The sequence below is a fragment of the Paenibacillus sp. 481 genome, assembly GCF_021223605.1.
GTDB lineage: Bacteria > Bacillota > Bacilli > Paenibacillales > Paenibacillaceae > Paenibacillus_B.
The window spans coordinates 1144518-1169916 of record NZ_CP075175.1 but is presented as its reverse complement, the minus strand read 5'-3'; the positions used below and the strand labels follow the sequence as shown (position 1 = coordinate 1169916).

Sequence of the window (25399 nt, the reverse complement as noted above, 5' to 3'; positions counted from 1 at the left end):
TTTACACTTTGTTCCGTAATATAGCTCTTTGTAACGACAGGCTCAGGGGAGCGCTAAGACAGGGAGGGCACCCTCCTGAGCTAAGGATGAGCAAGGAGGGTCTAGATGTTAGAAGTGAACGATGTAAGTAAAAGGTTTGGCAATCGATATGGTGTGCAGTCTATCGACTTTACGATGGAGCGGGGGGAAATTGTCGGCTTTCTCGGCCCGAACGGAGCGGGCAAGACGACAACGATGCGCATGATTACAGGGTATTTGAATCCGACGAGCGGCTCGATTCGTCTTGATGGATTAGCCATGTCTGATGCAGCGGCTGTCGTGCGGCGCAAAATTGGATATTTACCAGAAACGCCGCCGCTATATCCAGATATGTCGGTTAATTCCTATTTAAAATTTGTCGCCGATTTACGAGATGTACCTGCCCGTGAGCAAAAGGTACGGATCGCAGAAATGATAGACAAGCTTGATCTGCATGGTAGAGAGAGACAGCTGATACGCAACTTGTCTAAAGGGTACAAGCAGCGCCTCGGACTAGCGCAGGCGATTATTCATAAGCCAGAGTTGCTCGTGTTGGACGAGCCCACTTCAGGCTTAGATCCGAATCAAATTGTGGAGATTCGCCAATTGATTCGTGAATTGGGTGAGCAGCATACTGTGCTGCTAAGTACGCATATTTTGCCGGAAGTGAATGCGCTCTGCAATCGGGTCTTAATTATTCATCAGGGTAGACTCGTGTTGGATGAACGACCGGATCGGCTGGGAGCAGCGCTAGGACAGGAAACGGCGTTAATGATGGAAGTGAAGGGGCCTGAACGCGAAGTTATTGAGCTTATTCGTGGATTAGGTGAGGATATTGTAATTGAGCAGTTAGCGCCGATTGTTCCGACTCTGCATGAACGTCATGATCTGGAGGTTATAAATCCAGAGGTGAGGGAGCGAGTGGTTATTGATGTAGAGCTTGGTGATGGGCTGAAAAAGGTTGGCCATGACGAGCTGGAAACTATCGAGGAAATCGAAGTCGAACGAAAAGCGGGAGTCGCAGCGTCGACGGCGCACACGGACGCGAACACGGGAGTCGCAGCATCGACAGCGCACACGGACGCGAACACGCTCACGGACACCGTTAAGTTGAAGGTCATCTCGCGTAACGATCAGGACGTCCGTGAACCATTATTTTTTGCTTTAGCACAAGCAGGCTACCCTATTCTCGAACTAAAGCGTCAATCGACTAGCTTAGAAGAAGTGTTTACGCGCTTAACGACAGAGGAGGCGTCCCGCGATGCGCAGATTTAATGCGATATTTCGTAAAGAGTTGCACGCTTATTTTACATCGCCGACCTCGTATGCGGCTTTTGCGGTGTACATGCTTATATCAAGCTTGATGTTTTACTTGAACTTTGTCATGTTTCAGCCAAGCATTATCGATTTCCGACTCGTGTCAGGCAACGCGACATTTATGTTCATCTTTATTATTCCGCTCTTAACGATGCGCCTGTTGGCCGATGAATTTCGGCAAGGAACGGATGAATTGCTATTAACTTCACCAGCACGATTAAGTGAGATCGTACTAGGAAAATACGCGGCCGCGTTACTACTCATGGTACTGCTCGTGGGCTTGAATTTTATTTATCCGATCGTGATGTCCTTTTTTGGGCCGATCGATATGACCGTCGTATTGACTTCTCTCCTCGGCATGTTGCTGCTTACAGCCGCGATGGCGGCCATCGGCTTGTTCGCCTCTGCGTTGTCGCAGCATCAAATGATTGCAGCAATGACAGGAGTTGTGCTGCTGCTCATTTTTTGGTTGCTGGACTGGGCGGCGCAAGCAGCGGAAAGCTTAGGGACATGGCTCATGCCGTTGGCGATGAGCGCCCGCTTGGACTCGTTCTCAAAAGGTATATTGAGCGGCGCGGATATCGTCTTTTTTATCACATTGACAGTCGTATTTATTGTACTTAGCATTCAGGTGCTTGAAAGAAAACGGTGGAGGTAATTCAATGATGAACAAATGGCTGCGCGGCACGAATGCGGCTTTACTATCAGTTGCCGTAGTCGGCATCTTTGTATTGCTTACGTACTTTTTGCAATCGTTAACCGGGTTTCAATGGGATTTAACTAAAAATCAATCGTTCACTCTGTCAGACCAGACGACGACTACGTTGTCACAATTGAACGGGAAGGTGGACATGAAGTTGTTTGTGACGCCGCAAGACGATCCGATCCTAACACGTCAAGTGGCCGATATGGCGCAGCAGTATGCCAAGCACAACAAGAATATTACGTTTTCACAATATGATTTGTTAAAAGAACCTTCGTTGGCGCAGCAATACGAGCTGTCAGGCAGCTCACTCGTGTTGGAGCAAGGGGAGAAGCGTAATACAGTTGGCTTATATGAGATGTTCAGCGCGGGCGAAGGGTATGGAGCGTATGCGTTTAGCGGCGAACAAAAAATGACGCAAGCGTTACGCAGTCTGACATCGGACAAAAAGACAAAGGTGTATGCGCTGAATGGGCATCAAGAGTTTCCACTCGCCCAGATGTCCGCGCTGCAATCTAGCTTTTTGCAAGAAAATATCGAGCTTCAACCGTTGAATATCTATCAAGCAGGCTCGATTCCGGCGGATGCGGATATGATTATGATCGCGGGCGCGCAGCAAGATATTAGTGAGCAGGAATACCAGTTGTTGAAAAAATACGTCGAGGGCAACGGTAAGCTGTACATCGCGCTCGGTTACAACCCTGACATGAAGCAGCAATGGAAACAGATGGACAAGTTGTTGCAGGTAGTCGGGGTCAACAATCGCCATGCGATTGCCGTTGAGCCGAAAAAAAGTTTGCTTAATGATCCGTATACGATCGTGACGAACTACAGTTCACACGAACTGACTTCAAAGTTAGCACAGTACAACTTGGTCACGATGCTTAGTCTAGGTGTGCCGCTTGAAGCGAAGCAGCAGGAAGGTTTCGTGGTGGAGCCTATTTTAACGACGAGTGAGCAAGCGTATGGCGAGACTGATCTCAAAAAAATGAGTGAGCAAGGTAGCGAGCAGGATGCTAAGGATTTAACGGGCCCCTTGAATCTCGGATACGCGGTTCAAACAGCTGATGGCAAGCCAAAAGCAGTCGTCGTTGGTGGTGCATCGTATTTGCATAATAGCATGATTATGACGCAGGGCAATCGAGATTTTGCGTTGAATAGCGTCAACTGGCTGCAAGGGGACAAGGATCAATTAACGATCCGACCGCGTGAGCATGAAGCGTATCAAGTTGCTTATTTGACACCTGCACAAGGTCAAGCGATTTTGTGGACGACGGTCATCGGTGCACCATTGTTCCTGCTTGCAGTAGGTGGCGGAATATGGTGGAGAAGGAGAAGGGCGCAATGAAAAAATCATGGCTGACTGTGCTGCTACTTCTGTTGTTTGGTGCAGGGTTATGGTATGCGTCGACACAGCAATTTTTTCAAACAGGCACTAGTGAGCCGCAGCAGAAGTTACTTCAATTGGACGCTGAACAGGTACAATCTATTGTTGTGCAAGGCGCAGACGCCGCAACAAAGACGGAATCGATTAAACTTGAACGACAAAATAAGGACTGGGTGATGATTCAACCTGCAACGTATCCGATTAATGTTTATCCGGTTCAAGATTGGCTCTCTTCCTTGGCAGCCGTTGAGATAGCTGCTATGGTAGAGGAGCAGGCAATGGACTTGGGCAAATACGGGCTGGAACAACCAACAGCGCAATATAGAATCACGCTGAAGGATGGCACAAGCCAGACGATTAAAGAAGGAAATCCATCGCCGCTAGCTGACTATGTCTATGTAGCCATTAATGAGGAGACGACTGTATATCAAGTGGCTGCTTCGCAATTAGTATCACTTAATCGCTCAGCTGTTGACTTTGCTATTAAGGAACCGATTCAGCTGAATACGGATCAAGTACAAGCGGTCACGCTAACGAGCGCGGGCACTACTTATAAGCTCAAGCGTGAACGTGCGTCCTCTACGGATAAGCCGACTAACAACGCGGCTGAACCTAATCATGAGCAAGGGGCTTCTGCTATGGAGTCGGAGCCGAAGTGGACATTGAATGGTAAACCATTGCAGGAGGAGCAAATCATAACTTTGCTCAATCATATTAGCAGTTGGAGCACGAGTGAAGCGCCTAAACCGGCTAAACAGTGGACAAAGCCAACTTCCACCTTAGCTGAACCTTTATTAACGTTGCAAGTCACATCAGCTAAAGAAGATGGTGTTCATAAAACTGTTCATCAACCTGTTCAAAAACCGTCAGAACAAACGACGTTATACCATGGGTATGTAGACGCGGAAAAAGACACGGTATGGCTAGTCTCCTCCCAAAGCGAATGGGCTTACGGGATAGAGCGCCACAAGATCGATCAATCCCTACAAATGTGGGAAGAACAACACAGAACAGCAGCGGTCAAATGACCGCTGCTGTCAGGCTGTCAAGAATACAAAGCTAGTTCTTGACTCCCGATCCGCTGCCGCTGTACGACTTGCTGTGAACGACTGTCAAGAAAACAAAGCTTGTTCTTAACGGTTGCTATAGTGGCTATATCGCCAGATTTACCTCGTTTTGATTTCTAACGGTTATAGGTGAGCTTATTTCTCCAATTTCATTCAACATTCAGCTGTTTTCATCGTAATAAGAGCCCTCATAACCGTTACATGTTGAACGGGTTCATTTTCGCTGAAATAACAACTGTGGCAACCGTTAGGAGAGGAGGCGCAGTGAAACATCTGACCACCATCAGCTGACCACCAACGGTTAGGGCACAAGAGATCAGCTGACTCCCGACCGATAAGTGCGAAGCTGCTTGTTGTTATCTCAATGAAGAGAAACCCTCGTCTTAACAAACAGAAGTTTCTCGACAAGCTGGCAGCAGCGGTCAAATGACCGCTGCTGTTTTTTAGGCTGATAGCTAGATCGGTGTTTGCGCGATTACGTGACCACGGAATAATGCCTACTAATATGCAGGAATAGGATTATAGAATTATAGGATTGCATGCTGCCTAGAGATGACCTATTCCTAGCACAGAGCGAAGCATATTTTTGAAGTTGTACACATATTCGCTTTCCCCGAAATGGGCTTTAATATAACTAGCAGAAGTTTCACGAATCTGATTACGCAATGGCTTGTTCCTCATTAAATCTAGCGCTTGCTCGACCGCTTGCGAGATTTGATGGTGACCATAAAATTTGCCGGTTACATCATGCCGGACAAATAGCTTAACACCGTCTGAATCCGTACATAATACGGGACAGCGGCAAGTCATCGCTTCTGCAACAGCATAACCAAAGCCCTCGGTGCCAGAGGTAGATAGTAGGATTCCTCCTGAATCACCTATTTGAGAGAAATAATGCGCCATTTCGGCATGTGGAACATTGTTGAATATCGTCAGCTTATCTTGCAAATTTAAAGCTTTAATCATAGGTTCGAACAGCTGTTTATCTGCTTCTACATAGATGTTTGCATCTTGAAACATCCACAGTCGAACCCGTTTATCATAACGATTGAGCCAATACCCAATTTCCAAAAAGTCTTTCCAGTTTTTATTTTCTTCCAATCGTCCAACCCAAGCCACGATCGGGTGAACAGGCGGTATATTAGGCTTATAGTTAAATCGAGCGGTATCAATGACATTTGAAAATACATATTGTGGCAGCCACGGGCAGTGCCGTCCGAACAAGCTGATTAAGTGTCTAGTTGGGGGAAGGTGAACGGCTTGTGCGTATTGCTTTAGCACAGGAGCGGCTTCAATGATCGTATTTTCAGCTACATGAAGTGGGCCTAATCCTTGCGCTTCATAGACGATTGGCCCATTATAACCGAGCCGGCGCAGCCGTTCAATCATCGTATAGTCAGACGAAACGAAGATGAGTGCATATTGATGATGCTCTAAAATTTGCTTAATATCTTCATCGTAATTAGTCGTAAACATAGGGATGTTGGATACGTTTTGGATGCCCGCTCCAGAACGTAAATAGAGCAGATGCCCGTTAATTCCGTTGCGATTCAGCGTTTGGCAGCGCAGACGATTTAACGTCTCCACACCGCCGCTCGGCACGTAATACGTAAACAAGATGTTCACCCATTCCACCGCCTTATAGGATGTCCGTACACATTGTTTGGTTGCAATTAATATATGAGTACGAACTACAAGTGGTGTGGGTTATTGCGATGGAAGTGGCCAATGCAGTAACAAGCCGGATTGGGATAGACCACCGCCAAATCCGTACAATAGGACAAGGCTATTTTGCTGCAATCTTCCGTCTTTTATTCCTTCAGCTAATGCTAATGGGATGCTGGCGGCGGATGTATTTCCAAAGTATTGGACACTCGTTAAGGTGTTGTCTATGGAAATACCGCTGCGTTCACATAATGATTCAATCATGCGCAGATTCGCGCTATGAGGTACAAAGCAATCGACTTGTTCAAGTGAGTAGCCGGATACTTTCATCAGTTCATGCATGCCTTTAGGAATTTGGGAAAGGGCCCATTTGTACACTTCACGGCCGTTCTGAACCATCGTGCCATCTGCTTTGAGCGGGATACCATTAATCTGGTTGGCAATGGCGCTACGATATAGTGTACCTTGAAGATCGCCCATCGTATGTGAGCTAGAGGCAATAAAGCAAGGGGCGTATGTATGTGGGTGTGGATCAGCTTCAAGCAACATGGCCCCAGCGCCATCACCGAACAAAATACACGTGCTGCGATCCGTATAATCAACGGTTCGCGTCAACACTTCTGCACCAACGACAATCACTTTACGGTGCATGCCTGAATCAATAAGTCCGATCGCAACTTGCAGCGCGGTAACAAATCCAGCACACGCATTGGATACGTCGAAGGACGAACAATTAGGAATGCCGAGCTTAGCTTGTGTAATGGCAGCTGTGCTAGGGAAAAAGGCGTCGGGCGTCGTCGTTGCTACAATTAGCGCATCCACATCATTAAGATCCACATGCTGAGTCTTGCTCATATGTTCTATCGCTCGTTGCGCGATATCACTTGCGTATACATGTTCATCTACCATTCTGCGCTCAATCATACCTGTACGCTGTACGATCCAATCGTGATTCGTATCTACTAATTTTGCTAAATCATCGTTAGTAATCACTTTCTCAGGAACGTATACCCCGAAGGCTGTGATTCGTGCTTTCGTGTGCAATGTTGCTGTACGCATGTCATGTCTCCTCCTTAAATGCTTCGATTACTGCATCGAAAATGGCTTCTTCAAGAAATGAAATTGACCATTGACCTAGATTATTACTTGATCGTAGTACCTGATGCTAATTTTATCGATCTATTTTTTATCCGTCAATGAATTTTAGATTTGAGCCTGATGTTAGGGATGTTGTGGAAGAGGCGGAAAAAGGTTGGCATCATAACTCCGCTAAGGCAGTGCAATATAAGAGTGGCGGCAAAAATGTAAATGCACAAGGAGGAACATGCATGCGAATCAAAGCGACTTTACTGGCACTGACAGCTGCGTTAGTAATGACAACGGGGTTAACGGCTTGTACAACCCCCAGCAATAATAATGTGACCCCGAATAGCTTGAATAACCCGACCGGCATGCGCTATAACTCAACTACAAATGGTCTTAATCCGATGACCAACCACGATGGAAACCGGACGTATAACAATTACGGTTATGACGGTTATCGGAATCATAATGGCGCTGGCAACTATAGTGGTTACGGCACGGGCCGCTATAATAACGGTGCGCACAGTGGACGTTATGGCGCACACAGCGTTGGCAATTTGCAAATGCATCAGGACATTGCTAATAAAATCGCAGGCATTAAAGGGGTCAAATCGGCTAACGTTATCATCACGAACAATAACGCCTATGTCGCTGTGACGACAGACCATTCAACAGCGAAATCGTACGGAACTAATCGAAATGGCGTCACGAACAACAGCCTGACGCACAATAACGGCGTGCGTAATAACAATGTGATGCATAACAACAATGTGATGCATAACAACAATGTGATGCATAACAACAATATGACGCACAATAATGGTACGATGCGTAACCACAATACGACGTACAACAACACGGCGAATTACGACACTCTTGATCCGCAACTGAAGCATCATATTGCGAATATCGTGAAAAAAGAGGCGCCAAACTGTCGCAACGTATATGTGTCCGAGAACCCTGACTTTGTAGGACGTTTAAATGACTACAAGCGTCATACGGCTAACGGAAAGCCGTTGTCTGGGTTTGCTACCGAATTCGAGGAAATGCTCTACCGTGTGTTCCCGACTAATGCAAGTGGATACAATGGCACTGGCTATCCAGGTGGCAACAACTATCCACCGAACTATCCAACGATGCCTAACCGAACGAATTACACCGCGCCAGGAGTTCGATAGTACAAGCTGTATGTTTGTTAAAAATGGGCTTCGCATCTTACGCATTTATAATGGCGTAAGAAAGCGAAGCCCATTTTTTCGATGTGGCGCACCAAGTGTTATGGCCCTTCATAGTATAAATTTGACTGTATCCCTTAACCTTGTTAAATTACAAAAATTCGGGCAAGGAGGGGTGACACTTGAAGGGTAGCGATCACAAAAGTAAATTTTTGTTGACTAATCGTGAACGTGAAGTCTTTGAATTGCTCGTTCAGGACAAAACGACCCGAGATATCGCGCAGCAGCTGTTTATTAGTGAAAAAACAGTACGTAACCATATCTCAAAGCTGATGTATAATAAAGACTAACTAAAACAGTGCATGTTTTTTGCGCGAATATTATGTGATTTTTGTCTATAATGTGTGTGTTGCTTTGATTTCCCTGTGTTATATTTGTAACATGATAATTTCATAAGACGGGCAGTCGGGCGACTAATCAGGTCGCCTTTTTTGTTGTCTCGAATGAAGATTGCACGCGTAGGGAAAGCTATTTATGAAGGCTCTTTTGATGCGGTATTTGTTCGATGATCAAGTTCGAATTATTTCCCAAGCTAATTTGAGCCCATGTAAGGTTTTTCGGACCCCTGATGAACAACGTTTTGAGCAACCTTGAGGCCATACGGGGTAAGGGATTTCACCACTCTGCTGAACAGCGATTTGAACAGCAAGTGAACAACGATTTGAACAACGATTTGAGCAGGTATTTCCCTTAGAGCCACAAGGGTTTGCGCCATGTGCGTGAACAACGTTTTGAACAGCAATTTGAACACAAACAAGAATAACTATATATAGTTACTTATATTTAGATCTTCTACTGTTTACGTACTTAGTAAATATATATACGTCGCAAATGTCACTCTTCCGAGTGACGTTTTTTTGTTTTTATAAAAAATGAATGGAGATGAAGATCATGGACAAGTTTAGAGGAGTCAAAAGTTTCCGAGTCTTCTATGAAAACCCGACGCCAGAACAGCAGCTTAAATTAGCGGATTACGGGTTAGTCATCATGGAGGCAAATTTTCTCACAAAAGAAATGGTGAAGACAATCAAGTCTAAGGGAGCGTTAGTGGTCGGTTATCTGTCCACAATGCAAGCAAACGAAGCTGTTCCCTACTTAAACCAACTACGTACAAGTGACTACTTCCACGTGAAAGGTGTGCCGTACCGTTTCCCACAATGGAAGTCCTATCAAATGGACATTAGTCAAGCGCATTACCGCAGCATCTTACTAAGCGAGTACAAAAGGCTTATCATGGGGCTTGGCCTTGACGGTGTGTTCTTCGACACTGTTGCGGACATCGCAGAGAAAGATCACTTTACGGCGAATGATAAAGCTAAGCAACACGCAGGATTGCTGCAGCTGATTGCAGATATTCGAGCAACGAACACAGAAGGGCTGATCATCCAGAACAGAGGCTTTCACACGCTTCGTTATCATTCATGCCTGCACGTGGACGGTATTATGTGGGAAGACTTCCACGACGCAGCAGGGCAATGGACACTAGATAGAATGCAGGAAATAAAGAATATACAAGCATTAAAGGGCCTCACAGTGCTAAGCGATGTCAAAACGCAGTCCGATTTCGATTTCAGTAAGAACGCCAGTTATGTTCCTTGGCTCAATCCGCTCGGTGAAGCAGGCTACAAAATATGTTGAATGAAGTTATGCGGTGTATCTTAATGCTATTTGTCTCATTATTATCATGCGTGTTAATATTCACCATTTGTTTCGGGCCAAAAGAGAAATAACGATTGATTAGGTAAAACATGGAATGTTATACTGCGCTTAAACCTTGCGAAAGTGAGTGATCATGGTATGTATTTACTCGCCATTCTTTTGCCGCCTGTTGCAGTATTATTTTGCGGCAAACCTATTCAAGCGCTGCTTAATTTTCTTTTGACTCTGTGTTTTATTATTCCAGGGATGATTCACGCGTTTCTGGTAGTAAGCGAGCATAAGGCAAATAAGCGTATGATAAAGCAAGCCGAACTAATTCGATCATCACGACATTAATAATTAGAGCCAGCACCCGCCGAGGGTGCTTTTTTTGTGGGGTGATATACATGAAGCGTTGGTTCTTGATAAACCAATGGAAGATATCCAAGGCAGTTCATTATGGATGTATAGCAGTCTGCACATTATTAGGCAACATTGATGCAGCAATATTAATTGCATTGTTACTCATATACACCCATATGGCAGAAAGAGATTCAACGTATAGAGGTGACACGCAGCGATGATTCAAACCTTTATTAATGACATGATCCATATGACGGAAGGCGAGAAGTTCGTAAACTATTGGTGGCTTTGGTTGTTCATGAGCGTGGTTGCCTTTGGGACATTGACTATATCTATTTTGAGGGAGGCTCATCATGCTCGGAAAAGAAGAGGCCGAAAAAATACGAGAAGCAGTTGAATCATTAACAAACGAACTAATAGAGTTACATCGTCTATTCAGTGAGTTTGTTCCACTATGTTCACTGTGGCTCGCAACTGACAAGCGACCACAATATGAAACAGTACGGCAACTCAACCGCATGCGGCATCAAGTCATGAGCAGGCGGCCGCGATTGACAGTGGCACGGAGTAGGTGCTGAGGATGCGCTGTAGTGGTACACAGTAGGTGTTAGAGCTGCAGCGTAGGTACTTTGGGAGTTTTATTTTTAATGCGGGTGCGCGCAGCCCCGAAAACCGAGTAGACTTTAATTTTTAAATTCACTTTCGTTTTTACACTAAGTCGCATGAACAGGAGTTTTTTTGTAAATTTTTTCTTCATCTGATGCGCCAAAAATCAATGTGTATTTGAGTGAGTGAAAAGCGAAAGTACATTTCATTACAAATCGAAAGCGGGTGAGCTTATGGCGAAAGGGGAGAAAATCGATGAATTAGAGGTTTCAGCGAGTCAATTAGCTTCTTTGGTTGGCAAATCCGATGTGTGGATCAGGAAACTGAATCGTGATGGAATCATCAAGAAGTCAGGGAAGAAATATAAGCTTGGCGATGCTATAAAGGCATACCTGAATCACATTGAAGGGGAGTCTACAGATGGCAAGCTAAGTTATCGGGACATAAAAGCAGAACATGAACAAGTTAAAAAAGAGATTGCGCAGCTTGAGCTAGAGGAAAAACGGGGTAATTTGCACACTACAGCAGATGTGCAGGACGCGTGGGGGGGGCTAATAGTCGTTTTTAGGTCAAATTTGACCAGTTTACCGCCAAAATTGGCGAATGAACTGTCTTATATGACTGATCCTAAAGAAATTCGAGTCATGCTTGAAAAACGTGTGAATTTAGCGCTTTTTGAGCTTTCTAAATACGATCCGTTGAAACGTGATGACTCATGAACCGACAAAAGCGCCAAACTCTTGAATTACTCCGCAGCATCGTAAAGCTTGTCGCTCCTCCGCCTCTGATCGGTATAGATGAATGGGCAGACGAACATCGAGTGCTATCGCCAGAAGCATCTGCGGAACCTGGTCCGTGGAATACTGACCGCGCTCCTTATCAACGGGAGCCAATGAGGGCTATATCTGATCCATTAATCGAAATGGTAGTGTGTATGTGGGCTGCTCAGTTAGGTAAAACGGACATTCAGCTTAATACGATCGGGTATTTCACAGGCCACGATCCAGCGCCAATAATGGTAATACAACCAGATTTGACGGTTGCAAGAGACTTTTCAAATGACCGTCTAACGCCCATGTACCGCGATTCGCCGCAGCTATCAAAGCTTATTGTGAAAGATAAAAGCCGAGACAGCAGAAATACTATTCTCTATAAGTCATTTCCAGGCGGCAGGATCAACATCGCTGGAGCAAATTCACCTGCATCATTGGCTTCTAAGCCGATTCGAGTGGTTATTGCCGATGAAGTTGATCGTTTTCCATTGTCGGCAGGTAAAGAGGGCGATCCGGTTTCGTTGGTAACAGCGCGTACTAAGACATTTTATAATAAAAAGCTTGTCTTGGTTTCGACGCCGACTGTAAAAGGGATTTCGAAAATTGAATCGCTCTATAATGACAGCACGATGGAACAGTTCCAATTGCCATGTCCGTCTTGTGATGAACTGCAAGTATTGGAGTGGAAGCGGCTTAAATTTGAATATGACAAAGAAACAAGTCAATGTACCAAAGTTGATCATGCTTGTGAACACTGTGGAACTCTTCATGCAGAGTTTGAGTGGAAGAAGGATATGGGCTCACGCGGTACCTGGGTAGCTCGAAAAAAGCATGCTACAGTTCGCGGTTTCCAGCTTAGTAGTTTGTACGCAACTATCAATGTAACTTGGAAGAGCATCGTCAACGATTGGTATAAGGCTAATCAAGGCGGTTCGGAATTGCTAAAAACTTTTTTTAACACGGTTTTGGCAGAATCGTGGGAAGAAAAAGTCGAGGTCATGGACCATGAAATATTATACAATCGCCGCGAAATGTATCACGCTGATGTTCCTAGCGGTGTCAAAGTTTTAACTGCAGCCGTGGATACTCAAGACAACCGTTTTGAGATTGAAGTGCAGGGCTGGGGCGCTGGCCATGAAAATTGGCGCATTGAGTATCACGTGATTTATGGTGATTTGAATCAATCTCAAGTATGGACAGACTTGGACGAATATCTAAAGCGGATATGGAAAGATGCGGAGGGACGGAAGTTTTCTATTGCAATTACATGTATGGACTCAGGTGGTCACTTCACGAATGAGGTTTATAGATTTTGCAAACCTCGTGAAGTCCGTAGGGTATTTGCTATTAAGGGTGAGGATTCAGGTGATGGAACCTATCTGCCGTTGATAATAGGCACTTCTCAGAATAACCGTTACAGAGCGATGGTTATTCGCTTAGGCGTAAATGAAGGTAAATCGAAGGTCATGAGCGCTGTTGCTTTGCCACCGACGGATAAGGAAGGTAATAAAACACAAGGATATTGCCATTTTCCGCTTACCACCCCCGAGCGAAATCGGGGATATGAGATGCAATATTTCGAGGGACTAACTGCGGAGGTAATGCAAAAACGTTACAAGATGGGAGCCCCTTACCACGTTTGGGTCCGAGTGAGAGCTCGAAACGAACCGCTCGACTTAGCGGTGTACAATCGAGCAGCAATTGAAATATTAAATCCTAAACTTGATGAACCGCTCAAACCGAGCGGTTTTTTTGATGCTCCAAAACAGCCGCAGCGCAGAAAGGTAATCAGCCGAGGCGTTACGTAAACCCCACGAAAGGAGGTGAAAAGGGAGATGAGTTGGACATTAACGGAAGCAAAAGCGAGATTGCAGATGTGGATGGACGCTGAGGCAAAAGTGAGTACGGGACAATCGTATCGTATTGGTACACGGCAGCTGCAGCGTGTAGATTTGCAGGACATAATGTCTCAGATTCGATTTTGGAGCAATGAGGTTGCACGTTTGGAGCGTGGGCGGCACTCTGGCGTGCGTGTCATGCGAGCTATCCCACGTGACTTATGATGCCCAATATTATCGACCGCATGATTGTGTCTGTTGCTCCTAGCTGGGCTTTAAAAAGGGAAGCAGCTCGTCAAAAACTGAACGTGCTGAACAGCGGTTATTCCCATCATGGGGCTAGCAGAAGAAAAAAATCTCTGCTAGGTTGGCAGTTTGGCGGAGGTAGCCCCGACGAGGACATCATTGACAATCTGGACGTGTTGAGACAGCGTTCCCGTGATTTATACATGGGTGGAGCAACACTTGCAACTGGTGCACTAAAGACAACTCGAACTAATGTTGTTGGAACAGGTTTGAAATTGAAGCCGGCTGTTGATGTGGATTTTTTAAAACTGAGCGACGAACAGGCAGACGAATTGAAGAGGACCATAAAGCGGGAGTTTGAACTGTGGTGTGAGTCATACGATTGCGACGCAATGAGATTAAATAACTTCTACGAATTGCAACAGCTCGCATTTTTAAGTCAGCTCATGAGTGGTGACTGCTTTGCACTTTTACCAATGCAACCACGGCCTCATAGCGTCTACGACTTACGCATTCGCTTACTGGAAGCAGATCGGTGCTGTGATCCTGACCGCAAGGAAGGACGAGACATTATAGGCGGTGTTGAGTGCTCACCGTCAGGCGAAGTCGTAGCCTATCATTTTTTGAACAAACACCCACTGTCGAAACGATCCGTTAAAAGGGAGTGGACACGAGTTGAAGCGTTTGGGCGAAAAACTGGGCGGCGTAACCTCATTCACCTCATGGAAAGTGAGAGGCCGGATCAGCGGCGCGGCGTCCCTTTGCTGGCTCCAGTCATCGAGGCATTAAAGCAACTTGGACGGTACACAGAAGCGGAGCTAATGGCCGCTGTTGTGAGTGGTATGTTCACGGTGTTTGTAAAATCGGAAGCACCCCAAAATGGAATGCTCGCTGAGGGTTTAAGCTATGGCGAAGAAATCGACCCAAATGATGAATACGGGTACGAATTGGGGAATGGAGCAATTGTTGGCCTTGCTCCTGGCGAGTCCGTTGAAACAGCTAATCCTGGTCGACCAAATACGGCCTTTGATGGATTTGTTACAGCCATACTAAGGCAAATCGGAGCTGCACTTGAAATTCCTTACGAGCTATTGGTTAAGCACTTTACCGCATCCTATAGCGCCAGTCGTGCCGCACTTTTGGAAGCGTGGAAGATGTTCCGCATGCGCCGTTCATGGTTGGCAGCTGATTTTTGCCAACCTGTGTATGAGGAATGGTTTGCTGAAGCTGTGGCGAAAGGTCGGATATATGCGCCAGGCTTCTTTGACGATCCAATCATTCGCCGCGCTTACACCAAAGCTGAATGGCATGGACCATCGCCAGGTCAAATAGATCCGCTGAAAGAAGTAAATGCGGCATCGAAGCGGGTAGAAGAAGGATTCAGTACGAGAGAGCGCGAGACAGCCGAACTTACGGGTGGAGATTATGAGGTAAACATGAAGCAGCGGAAGCGGGAAGAAAAAATGATGCAAGAAACAAGCTTGATTAAATCAGGAGGTGACAAACCAAGTGCCAAAAATATTCTGGAGCATGAAGAAGACGAACAATAGCGGCGAACTTACGATGTACGGTCCAATTGCTGAATTTAGTTGGTGGGGAGATGCGGTAACGCCAGCAAAATTCAGAGACGACTTAAATGCACTAGGAGATGTAGATGAGATTGTCGTACGGCTGAATAGTGGTGGTGGTGATGTATTTGCGGGCTTGCATATCTATCAGTTGCTGAAAGAACACAAAGCAAAGATAACTGTGCGAGTTGAAGGTTTGGCCGCATCGATCGCATCGATTATTGCATGCGCTGGTGACAAGATCATCATGCCGAAAGGCTCAATGATGATGATTCATAATCCTTGGACCAGTGTGTGGGGTGCTGAGTCCAATGAGCTTCGCCATACAGCAGATGTCTTGGATAAAATTCGTGATGCACTCGTTGAGGTGTATTCCGAAAAGACTGGTTTAAGTGCTGATGAAATTAAATCTCTTATGGATGCTGAAAAATGGTTTCTTCCGGACGAAGCAATCGAAAATGGATTTGCTACTGAAATTGAACAAACGGTACAAATTTCAGCATCTTTGCGAGGGAAAAACGCTGTATTTAATGGGGTCACAGTGGACTTCTCAAAGTTTATGAATGCACCTGAATTACCACATGAGAACAAAGCAACAACTCAATCAGCATTAAGTACAGTTGCGAGTGTCCTTGCGATGCCACAACCAAATCAAAACGGAAGTAAATCGCAGCCGCCGCAAAACGATGAAATGACGCTTGAAAAATTTGCGGCACTTCATCCAAGTATTTATGCTGCAGCTACCAATCAAGGGATTGAGCAGGAACGAACTCGTTTGAAAGCTTTGGACCAATTGGCAAACACACCGGGGGCCACAGCGGTTGTGAACAAGGCAAAATATGAATCGTTCGCGACTGCAGCACAGGCGGCTATTGATATTTTGAAAGCCGACGCAAGCCGCCGCGGTGGAATCGTTGCTAGCTTGCTTGATGATTCGAACAATTCTGGCGCCGCTCATGTTACTTCTGATTTTGGTTTTCAAAATAGTGGCGGCAAAGTAGACGCAGCCGCGAATTTGATCGTAGGTTTAATCAATAAGAATCGAGGTGTTACGCAATGATTCAAAAGAATGAGTTGCAATATAAGCAGTTAGTGGTAGGCGAATATCCAATTGTAGAAGACGGAATCACATTGAAAATGGGACGTGCATACAAAAGAGGATCTGTGTTAGGAATCATCACGTTGGAGAATAAAGCGACGCTAGTTGATTCGATTAAAACAGATGGTTCACAGACGGCAGTCGCTATTCTAGCAGATGATGTGGATGCAACGCTTGCAGATAAGGTTGCTTTGATTTACTTGACGGGTGAATTTAACCGCGATGAGTTGTTATTTGGCGGCACAGACACCGCTGATAAGCACAAGCAGGCGCTCAGAAACATTGGTATTTTTATTAAACGAGTAGGTAAATAAGGAGGAATAACACATGCCACCAATTGATTTGTACGATCCGCGGACGCTTCAACGAGTAATCGAATCGTTGCCACCTGCATTTAGTTTCTTGAAAAACACATTTTTTTCTGGGAGTGAAACCAGCGTAACATCTCGCGTAGACATTGATTTTGTAAAAGGTAAGCGTCGCCTTGCTCGTTATTCATCCCCTCGCAATTTAAAGGGGAAAGAAGTTAAGCGCGACGGGTATGTTACGAAGACATTTACGCCAGTGCTTATTAATCCGAAGAGAGTGATTGATGGGGACGTAATTCAAAAGCGTCTCCCTGGGGAACTTATTTACTCAGGTCAAACGGAAGAAGAACGTGCGGCTAAAATAGTAGCAAAGGATATTGATGACCTTGATACGCAAGTCAGCAGAAGAAAGGAACAGATGAGTTCTGAGTTGCTATTCAGTGGAAAAATTCGCATGAAAGACGATGATATTGATGAAGAATTTGATTATGAATTTGTGAATAAGCAGGTATTGGCTGGTACAGACATGTGGAGCGATCCAAAAAGCGATCCCCTCGCAGAATTGCGTCGTCGCAAAGCAACGATTCGCCAAAAAAGCAGCATTGTTCCAAATATCGTCGTATTCAGTGAGAAAACATATGAGTTGTTTATTACTAACCCGAATGTCATAAAAGCTATGGAAAGTCGTCGAATCATTCGGGGTGAGATAATTCCTCGTCCCATTAGCGCGGCCGTCGATTATGTCGGTAAAATAACGGAATTAGGCTTGGAAATTTACGTTTACAATGAGTGGTATGTTGATCCGTTTACGGAAGAGGAAAAACCGATGGTACCTGATTTTCACTATCTCATGGGTTCCAGTGAGACAAGTTCATATTTTAATCATGGTGCGATCACATTTATCGATCCGAAATCCAAACAATGGGTTACACACGTTGCAGAACGCGTTGCGCGTCGAATTGTAAATGAGAATGATAGCATCGAGGAGATCACTCTTCTGAGCCGACCAATTCCAATCCCAGAAAATATCGATGCATGGTATGTAGTTAAAGTTGCATAGGGAGTGAGAGAAGATGACAATCAGAGCTATATGGTCGATCAGTTACAGCGGCACGGTGTATGAAATTGGCTCAGTTATAGAAGGACTTCCTGCCAAAGAAGCAAAGCGATTGGTGTCCGAGGGTTTTGCTGTGGCGCTTAGTAAGGAGGAGATTGAGGTTATTGCTGCAAGTCAACCGCTCGTTGGAAGTGAAAATGTTGAAGGGAATTCCGAATTACCAGTTGATGAAGGTGTAGGAGAATATGTTGCTCCAGTGACCGAAGAATGAAGCTGAGGGACACATTCGCAAGCGATGTCGGTACATTTATGGATACAGATGAGTTTGCTACTCCCCATCAATGGAACGATCGTCAAATCAGCTTAATAATGGATCACAATATGTTGAAAGAACACCCCATGTCATATGCGCACACGTCGCATACGTTTGGGGTGTCTTTGTCTAAAAAAGTTGTTTATGCCGATCCAATTGAACTGGGGTATAAACCAGAAGACGGAGAAGAAGTCCGACTTGACGGTAAATACTACATCGTTGTTTCTGCTGAGGATGAGGACGGCTTGCTAGCTATCACGCTGGATGCAAATACATCATGAGCACATTAGAGCCCAAAAAGGTCTTACAGCAGGTCCGTAAGTTAAAAGATGGAGCAGCAAAGGCGCTCGCATCATCACTGAACCGCACCATACATGGTGTCGGAACCGAGGCAACACGTAAGCTGACTGCGGGCTACCATATCAAATCGTCGGAAGTAAAATCGACCATTAGGATCACCACGACCGATGCTAGTGCCTTAAAAGCTAGGATGTCGTCGAGGTCCGAGAACATACCGCTAAAGCGTTTTAAGACAACCCCAAGTAAAGTACCGAAACGGCAGCCGAAAGTATTAAAGGCTGCTGTTAAACGTACTGGGCTCAAACCCGTAGCGGGCGCATTCGTTGGGGAAATGCGAAATGGACATATTGGAGCGTTCAGGCGACTTGGTAAGCGCCGGCTCCCTATTCAGGAGCTATATGGCCCGTCCGTCCCAGGCATGATGGGGAATCAAGAAGTTGTGAACCATGTCGAAAGCGAAGCAGAACGAAGGATGGCGCAGCGGTTTACTCACGAAGTAAATAGGCTGCTACGTTAGAAGGGAGGGCCATTGTGACATTAGCCATTGCAACATATCTCATGAAAGATTTTTTGGAAGTCGAAACAGAAAAAGTGCGACTAAGAGATTCTGCAAACAAACTTGTGCCGCCAAGGATTCATATTTGGGATTTGCCGCCTAAAACAGCTCCTAACCAGCAAAATCCACCCAAATCACAAGAAAGTGACTTTCCGTTTATCATCGTGCGAGCAGATGAAGGTGTCGATGAAGAAAACGAGTCAACGGTTCAAGTGAAACTCTTTTTCGGAACGGTTTCTCGTGATGAAGAAGGTGTGATCGATGTCGTGAACTTGATTGAGGGGATTAGGCAAACAGTGCTTAAAAGTCGCATTCTTGGCGGGAAACTTAGGTTGAAATTCCCTCTAAAAGTGAAGGTATACGAAGACCAGCCAAACCCACATTGGGTGGCAGAAATGACGACGCTATGGGAAGCGCCGCGAATATTCCAGGAGGTGAGAGATCATGTCTGATGCAAATCAAGAAGCGCCCAAGATAGTGCCGCAGGTACAAGTTGCAAAGCCAGAAAATAAGCAAGTGCAACAAGAAAAGCCGCATCTCATTTACATCGGCCCAACTATAGAAGATGGGCGAATTGTGCAGTATACGCCGTTTATAGGCGGTATTCCGGAATATTTGAAAGATGTAATAGAACGAAAGCCGGAAGTAAGAGAATTGTTTGTACCTATTTCAGATTTTCCATTAGCACAGATGCAAATGCTGCAACAGGGAACACCACTACGAGCAGCTTACTTGAAACTGAAAGGAGAATGATAGAACAATGGAACGGCATGGAGTTTTTACACAAGAGGTTCCACTATCGGTTCTTTCGCCAGCGCCGCCACAGGCGACAGTTCCTGTCGTGTTCGGAACGGCTCCGATAAATTTAGCGAAGCAGCCGGCAGTTAATACGCCTGTACTTTGCAACAGTTTTTCAGAAGCAGTGGAAGTGCTGGGGTATTCAAATGATTGGACATCATTTTCTTTATGTGAGTTTATGGACTCGCATTACAAATTGTACAATCAGTCACCAGTAGTTTTTGTTAATGTTATGGACCCGTCCAAGCACAAAGCAACTGTCGCTCCTGCTTCCGTTCCTGTTACGGCGGGAGTAGCCACCATTAAAGTTGAGGGTGTTTTGGCTGCAAGTGTGCAGGTAAAGTCATCGGACGGCACGACGCCATACCAATTAGGTAAAGACTACACAACTGCCTTCAATGATGTGGGTCACCTAGTAGTTACGGCAAAAGCTGGAGGCGCGATTCTACCAACTGTCACATCACTGCAAATAGGGTACGACAAGTTGGACCCGACCGTAATCAAGTCTACTGACATTGTTGGCGGCGTTGATTCTGTCACAGGAAAAGTAACAGGATTGGAGTTGTTGAATCAAGTATTCCCACGCTATCGAGTGTTGCCTGGTCTTGTATTGGCCCCAGGTTATTCACATGATTCAGTAGTGGCGGCTGTTATGGCCGCGAAAGCAGGTAGCATAAACGGTCATTTCAAGGCACAAGTTCTTGTGGACTTACCTGCAGACAAGAAGTATACAGACTTACCGCAATGGAAAAATGACAATCGAATCACTTCCGACCGTCAGATCGCAGCTTTTCCGAAAGTGAAATTTGGCGGCAAAAAATATCACCTATCGACGCATCTGGCAGGAGTGATTTGCAAACTTGATGCCGAGAATGGCGGCGTTCCATACATGAGTCCGTCGAACAAAGCAATCCAAGCTAATGCAGCTGTGTTGGAGAACGGTGACGAACTGCTTTTGGGGCCGGACCAAGCCCAGTTCATCAACTCTCACGGAATCAGTACTGTTTTGAATTTCATTGGCGGATTCAAAGCATGGGGCAACCGCACAGCTGCCTTTCCTGATGATACAAGCCCAGTCGCAGCATTCATCGCTGTACGGCGAATGTTCGACTATATCTCCAACACAGTTATAATCACGTATTGGAAATACGTAGATAATCCAGCAAACAAACGGCTCGTTGAAGCTGTTACAGACAGCCTGAACATTTGGTTAAACGGCTTACAAGCGAATCAATTCATACTGGGTGGTAGAGTTGAATTTTTGAAAGAAGAAAACCCAGCTAGCGATCTTATGAATGGCAAGCTCAAATTTCATATCTTTGTTACACCGCCGACGCCTGCGCAGGAAATGCGCTTTCTTATTGAATACGATCCGCAGTACCTGAGTGCTATAGGTGGTTAATACAGGAAGGGGGAATTGAAATTGACTCGACAAATTGCTGAAAGAGTATCCCAATACACGGTGTACTTAAACGGTAGTACGTTCCTAGGTACATCCGAAGTGCAGTTACCAAGCGTCGAATCCCTTACCGAGGCGGTGAAGGGTGCAGGAATTTTCGGAGAAGTGAACAGCCCAACAATTGGCGCTCTCGCAAGCATGACATGCACATTGAATTGGCGTGCGATTGAACCAGCTGCTATTCGTTTAGCAGCTCCAGTTGCACATGCACTAGACTTCCGAGCATCCGAACAAGTCTTCAATCCAACCACCAGCTCGTACGATCAAGTGGGGATAAAGGCCTCGGTTCGGGCGATTCCGAAAAAGTTTGAAACTGGAAAACTAGCTGTCGGTGCGACAACAGACTCATTAAATGAGTTTGAAGTCATTTATTACAAACTTGAGGTTGGTGGAAAAGTGCTGCTTGAGATCGACAAATACAATTTTAAATTTATTATCGATGGTGTCGATTACCTTGCAAAAATGCGTTCACAGTTAGGACTATAACAAAGGAGGAATTTAATCATGAGTAAAGATAAAACAATAAAATTGAACAAAGAGGCCGACGAGCGGATTTTTGAGCTCAGTCGGCCTTTTAAATTTGAAGGGCAAGAATATACCGAAGTTCTTCTTGACCTCGATAGCTTGACAGGAGATGACATGATGCTCTGTGAGCGTCGCGTCAAAGAATCAACAACAGAGCAAATTCACGTGTACGAGATGTCAAAAAAATATCTCGCACATGTTGCAGCGTGTGCTGCTCGCGTGCCATATGAGATGGTAGCTGCGATGCCTGCAAAAGACTTCTCAAAAATTACAGTCAAGGTACAGGGTTTTTTGCTAAGTTAGGCCTTGCAGATAAGAATGGGGGACAACTGCTAAAAAAAGCGGTTGTCTCTTTTTCTATGTCAACTCAAACCCCTGTACCGTATTGGTTAGATCTCCCCCTTACTGATTTGATGAGCTGGGCAGAAGCGATAAAGGATAGCCAGCCGAAGAGGGAGAGGTGAGTGGATGTCTAAAATTTATAAAATTGCTTTTGAGTTAGCGGCCAAATTCCAGTCAAACTACTCTAACACCATGCAAACTGCGGTAAGTGACTTGGAAATGATAGAAGATGGAGTTAAAAAGCTAGAACTACGATTTAGGAGTTTTCGTGGGCCCACCAACGTCTTCGCAAGTTTGAAAAGAGAAACCCGCGAGCTAGTACCTGACTTACGTAGCGTAGAACACTCCTTGCGAAGCATGCGCTCGATACGAATGCCATCTAATCACTTAGGGAATGGGATACAGAACTACATTGAACAAGTCGAAAATGGTATAGACAAATTAGAACTCAAATTCAGGAGATTTCGGGGTCCGGCGAATGTCTTTGCCGGCCTAAAACGAGAACTGCGTGATCTCGTACCGGATTTACGTAGCGTAGAACACTCCTTGCGAAGCATTCGCTCGATACGAATGCCTTCAAACCAGTTTGGCAGCGACATTCGAACATACGTTGAGCAAATAAGGGATTTAGAGCAGCAGATGAGGCGAATCCAAGGTATGCACGGGCCTAGTCCGGGTTCTGGAGGTGCTGGGGGTAGGGGCGGAGCTGGAGGTGCAGCGGGTGGGGCCTTTGTAGGTGCGGCTCTTATGTCAGCACCTGCACTCGCTGTTGGAGCTGGAGCTGCATATGCGGTCGGTAGTTCCACGAAAAAAGCAATGGATTTTGAGGCACAGATTGATTCAGTTCAGGTACTGGGCGGTCTCGCTAACAATGAAATGGGTAAGGTTCAAGCTCTTGCATTGAAAATGGGGGCAACGACAAAATACTCAGCTCTTGAAGCTGCACAGGGCATGGAGGAATTGATCAAAGCGGGCATGTCTACTAAACAAGTAATGGGGGACGGGCTTGAAGCGTCTTTGAACCTCGCTGCTGCAGGAGGAGTTGAACTCGCTGAGGCTGCCGAAATCATGTCCACAGCGATGAACGCATATTCAAAAGATGGAATGAAAGCTGCTGATGCTGCGAATATTCTTGCTGGGGTAGCAAATGCCTCAGCCACCAGTGTTGAAGAGATGAGATACAGTTTATCGGCCGTTTCTGCTGTTGCTTCGGGCGTTGGAATGACGTTTCGTGACACTAGCATAGCGATGGGGCTTTTCGCAAATAAGGGACTCAAAGGGTCTGATGCTGGTACATCGTTAAAAACGATGCTTGCGACACTCCAACCTAAGAGCAAAGAGCAAATTAAACTTTTCCATCAATTAGGATTGATGACATCGAAAGGTGCCAACCAGTTCTTCACGGCTAAAGGCAAGCTGAAAGATCTCAGTCAAATCTCTGGATTATTGCAAAAATCCATGAAACATTTAACTGATCAGCAAAGAGCGCAGGCGCTTCAAACAATGTTCGGATCTGATGCTGTACGAGCTGGAAATATTCTCTTCGAGGCAGGGGCCGAGGGAGTAAAGAAGTTTAACAAAGAAATGAGTGAGACTACCGCGTTAGATGTTGCGAAAGGAAAAATGGATAACGCGAAGGGAGCAGTCGAACAATTTTCGGGCGCGATGGAGACGCTACAAATTGCGGCATTATTACCAACAATGCCGCTAATCAAAAAAGTAGCAACGGCTGCTGCTGATTTTGTAGGTAGTATGACAACATGGCTAGAGTCAGATCAAGCGAAATCATGGGGAGCAGCAGTCCGAGTCGCATTTCAGGGTGTAGGTAATGCGATGGTATTTGTAAAAGATCTTTTTATGAGTGGTTTGGATTCTGCGGGCATGGATGGTACATTTCAAAAAGTCGGCGCGATAAAAGAAAGTATGATCGCGCTGTGGACCGATATTAAGCCGCATGTCATGTCAGTGATAGAGTCCATCGGCAGTATCATCGCCCAAGTAATTCCCGTTGTGGCGTCCATCGGTGCTACATTTTATGAAGTGGGGCTTGAAATTACCGATGCACTGATGCCAGTGGTGACATACCTAATGGACAAGATATGGCCGGTTATCTCAAAAATATTTGATTTTCTAGCCACTAAGGTTTTCCCAAAACTTTCGTCCATGATGGATGCTTTTCTGCCACGCATCGTTGAAATTGCTAACAGCATCGGAGACGCATTCAACGCAATTTTTGAATTTGTAAAGCCAATCTTGGATGAGTTGTTTAACGCATTCAACGAATGTTTTCCAATCATCGAAAACGTCGTTATGACGGCAATAGACGGTGTAGAAGGTGTTATCGACGGATTATTGATCGCCTTTAAAGGGATCACCGACTTTATCACAAATGTTTTTACGGGTAACTGGGAGGGTGCTTGGCAAGGCGTAAAAGATATTTTCATTGGGATATTTAAAGGCTTAGGAGAGTTTCTAGTTGCGCCAATTAACATTGCAATAGACCTGATAAACGGTGCAATTGAGAGCATGAACTCTATTAGCTTTGACCTTCCTGGTGGAGGCAAGTTTGGAGTGCAGATTCCGCTGCTTGAAAAAGTCAAAGGCTATGCGGAGGGGGGCATTGTTTCCCGTCCGGAATTGGCGTGGATTGGAGAAGGCGGAGACAAGGAAGTAATTGTCCCCATAAACAACTCGCAGCGCTCAATGGATTTGTGGAAAACTGCTGGTAGCATGCTTGGTGTAACACCACGTGGAGGCGGCGGAACAACAACGGTTGGGGACTTTATCTTTAGTCCAACAATAATCGTCCACGGGAATGCTGATGAGCAAGTAGTTAAAAGAGCTGTTGCAGCCACTCAACCGGATTTTGAGCGCCAATTCAATGCTTTCAAACAACAAGTTGGGCGGGTGAGTATGAAGTAATGAGACAATATGTAACGATACAGGGCGACACATGGGACATCGTTGCTCACAGGATGTACGGCGATGAGCGGAAAATGACACTACTCATGAACGCCAACCCTGATTACGCTCACATAGTTGTATTTGGTTCAGGAGTGAAGCTGTTTGTACCGGACGCGCCAATTGAAAGTGCGGATACATTGCCTCCGTGGAAACGAGGTGACGATGATTGAC

26 protein-coding genes and 1 pseudogene are annotated in these 25399 nt (G+C 45.5%); 25 read left to right on the top strand and 2 right to left on the bottom strand.

The features are described 5' to 3' along the window. Positions 1-105 precede the first annotated feature (105 nt). From KIK04_RS05075 to KIK04_RS05060, 4 genes are read left to right on the top strand one after another with little or no spacing between them, the layout of a single operon-like run. Positions 106-1293 (top strand): ABC transporter ATP-binding protein, encoded by a 1188-nt coding sequence (locus KIK04_RS05075; protein ID WP_232277225.1) that lies wholly within the window; start codon positions 106-108, stop codon positions 1291-1293. Then, complete coding sequence (locus tag KIK04_RS05070) at positions 1280-1993, top strand: ABC transporter permease (RefSeq protein WP_232277224.1); 714 nt, start codon at positions 1280-1282, stop codon at positions 1991-1993. Before KIK04_RS05075 ends, KIK04_RS05070 begins: the two co-directional genes overlap by 14 nt. A gap of 4 nt (positions 1994-1997) precedes the next feature. Next, a complete protein-coding gene (locus KIK04_RS05065; protein ID WP_332329995.1) occupies positions 1998-3386 on the top strand; it encodes a GldG family protein in 1389 nt (462 codons plus the stop codon). Next, positions 3383-4453: a DUF4340 domain-containing protein gene (locus tag KIK04_RS05060; RefSeq protein ID WP_232277223.1), complete on the top strand. Its 1071-nt coding sequence runs from the start codon at positions 3383-3385 to the stop codon at positions 4451-4453. The genes KIK04_RS05065 and KIK04_RS05060 overlap by 4 nt, the downstream gene beginning before the upstream one ends. 585 nt (positions 4454-5038) lie before the next feature. Here the strand turns inward: KIK04_RS05060 and KIK04_RS05055 are convergent. Both KIK04_RS05055 and KIK04_RS05050 read right to left on the bottom strand, forming a co-directional pair. Continuing rightward, complete coding sequence (locus KIK04_RS05055; protein ID WP_232277222.1) at positions 5039-6127, bottom strand: glycosyltransferase family 4 protein; 1089 nt, start codon at positions 6125-6127, stop codon at positions 5039-5041. A gap of 72 nt (positions 6128-6199) precedes the next feature. Beyond that, entirely contained in the window at positions 6200-7216 is a 1017-nt protein-coding gene (locus KIK04_RS05050) for a ketoacyl-ACP synthase III (protein ID WP_232277221.1), read from the bottom strand. A 137-nt stretch (positions 7217-7353) separates the two neighbouring features. On the opposite strand from KIK04_RS05050, the gene KIK04_RS05045 reads away from it, so the two are divergent. The 21 genes and pseudogenes from KIK04_RS05045 to KIK04_RS04945 all read left to right on the top strand — a co-directional run bounded on the left by KIK04_RS05045 (position 7354) and on the right by KIK04_RS04945 (position 25398). Beyond that, positions 7354-8418 (top strand): YhcN/YlaJ family sporulation lipoprotein, encoded by a 1065-nt coding sequence (locus KIK04_RS05045; RefSeq protein WP_232277220.1) that lies wholly within the window; start codon positions 7354-7356, stop codon positions 8416-8418. Positions 8419-8597: 179 nt separating this feature from the next. Then, positions 8598-8750: pseudogene (locus tag KIK04_RS05040) on the top strand (LuxR C-terminal-related transcriptional regulator); the annotation flags it as partial. A gap of 616 nt (positions 8751-9366) precedes the next feature. Next, entirely contained in the window at positions 9367-10113 is a 747-nt protein-coding gene (locus tag KIK04_RS05035) for an endo alpha-1,4 polygalactosaminidase (RefSeq protein ID WP_232277219.1), read from the top strand. A gap of 159 nt (positions 10114-10272) precedes the next feature. Further along, positions 10273-10470, top strand: coding sequence for a YqaE/Pmp3 family membrane protein (locus KIK04_RS05030; RefSeq protein WP_232278597.1), 198 nt, complete (start codon positions 10273-10275; stop codon positions 10468-10470). A gap of 845 nt (positions 10471-11315) precedes the next feature. Beyond that, positions 11316-11801, top strand: coding sequence for a hypothetical protein (locus tag KIK04_RS05025; protein ID WP_232277218.1), 486 nt, complete (start codon positions 11316-11318; stop codon positions 11799-11801). Continuing rightward, the gene (locus KIK04_RS05020) at positions 11798-13663 is read left to right on the top strand and encodes a phage terminase large subunit family protein (RefSeq protein ID WP_232277217.1); all 1866 of its coding nucleotides are present in this window, start codon (positions 11798-11800) and stop codon (positions 13661-13663) included. Before KIK04_RS05025 ends, KIK04_RS05020 begins: the two co-directional genes overlap by 4 nt. Before the next feature lie 27 nt (positions 13664-13690). After that, the gene (locus KIK04_RS05015; RefSeq protein ID WP_232277216.1) at positions 13691-13918 is read left to right on the top strand and encodes a DUF6148 family protein; all 228 of its coding nucleotides are present in this window, start codon (positions 13691-13693) and stop codon (positions 13916-13918) included. After that, positions 13915-15489: a phage portal protein gene (locus tag KIK04_RS05010; RefSeq protein ID WP_232277215.1), complete on the top strand. Its 1575-nt coding sequence runs from the start codon at positions 13915-13917 to the stop codon at positions 15487-15489. Before KIK04_RS05015 ends, KIK04_RS05010 begins: the two co-directional genes overlap by 4 nt. Beyond that, complete coding sequence (locus KIK04_RS05005) at positions 15449-16567, top strand: head maturation protease, ClpP-related (RefSeq protein ID WP_232277214.1); 1119 nt, start codon at positions 15449-15451, stop codon at positions 16565-16567. Before KIK04_RS05010 ends, KIK04_RS05005 begins: the two co-directional genes overlap by 41 nt. Continuing rightward, entirely contained in the window at positions 16564-16920 is a 357-nt protein-coding gene (locus KIK04_RS05000; protein WP_232277213.1) for a head decoration protein, read from the top strand. The genes KIK04_RS05005 and KIK04_RS05000 overlap by 4 nt, the downstream gene beginning before the upstream one ends. A gap of 13 nt (positions 16921-16933) precedes the next feature. After that, complete coding sequence (locus tag KIK04_RS04995) at positions 16934-17974, top strand: major capsid protein (protein ID WP_232277212.1); 1041 nt, start codon at positions 16934-16936, stop codon at positions 17972-17974. 13 nt (positions 17975-17987) lie between these two features. Next, positions 17988-18242, top strand: a complete 255-nt coding sequence (locus KIK04_RS04990) for a hypothetical protein (RefSeq protein ID WP_232277211.1) — start codon at positions 17988-17990, stop codon at positions 18240-18242. After that, positions 18239-18565 (top strand): hypothetical protein, encoded by a 327-nt coding sequence (locus tag KIK04_RS04985; RefSeq protein WP_232277210.1) that lies wholly within the window; start codon positions 18239-18241, stop codon positions 18563-18565. The genes KIK04_RS04990 and KIK04_RS04985 overlap by 4 nt, the downstream gene beginning before the upstream one ends. Continuing rightward, entirely contained in the window at positions 18562-19101 is a 540-nt protein-coding gene (locus KIK04_RS04980) for a phage tail protein (protein ID WP_232277209.1), read from the top strand. Before KIK04_RS04985 ends, KIK04_RS04980 begins: the two co-directional genes overlap by 4 nt. 14 nt (positions 19102-19115) lie before the next feature. Then, positions 19116-19592 (top strand): hypothetical protein, encoded by a 477-nt coding sequence (locus KIK04_RS04975; protein WP_232277208.1) that lies wholly within the window; start codon positions 19116-19118, stop codon positions 19590-19592. Further along, positions 19585-19893: a hypothetical protein gene (locus KIK04_RS04970; RefSeq protein ID WP_232277207.1), complete on the top strand. Its 309-nt coding sequence runs from the start codon at positions 19585-19587 to the stop codon at positions 19891-19893. Before KIK04_RS04975 ends, KIK04_RS04970 begins: the two co-directional genes overlap by 8 nt. Positions 19894-19900: 7 nt before the next feature. Then, on the top strand, positions 19901-21340 hold the full coding sequence (locus KIK04_RS04965) for a phage tail sheath family protein (protein ID WP_232277206.1): 1440 nt from the start codon (positions 19901-19903) through the stop codon (positions 21338-21340). A 21-nt stretch (positions 21341-21361) separates the two neighbouring features. Next, positions 21362-21883: a phage major tail tube protein gene (locus KIK04_RS04960; RefSeq protein ID WP_232277205.1), complete on the top strand. Its 522-nt coding sequence runs from the start codon at positions 21362-21364 to the stop codon at positions 21881-21883. Between the two features lie 18 nt (positions 21884-21901). Continuing rightward, a complete protein-coding gene (locus tag KIK04_RS04955) occupies positions 21902-22225 on the top strand; it encodes a phage tail assembly protein (RefSeq protein WP_232277204.1) in 324 nt (107 codons plus the stop codon). A 165-nt stretch (positions 22226-22390) separates the two neighbouring features. Then, positions 22391-25186 carry a phage tail tape measure protein gene (locus KIK04_RS04950; protein ID WP_232277203.1) on the top strand — a complete coding sequence of 932 codons (2796 nt, stop codon included), beginning with the start codon at positions 22391-22393 and terminating at the stop codon, positions 25184-25186. Further along, positions 25186-25398 (top strand): tail protein X, encoded by a 213-nt coding sequence (locus KIK04_RS04945; RefSeq protein ID WP_232277202.1) that lies wholly within the window; start codon positions 25186-25188, stop codon positions 25396-25398. Before KIK04_RS04950 ends, KIK04_RS04945 begins: the two co-directional genes overlap by 1 nt. Position 25399: the final 1 nt, after the last annotated feature.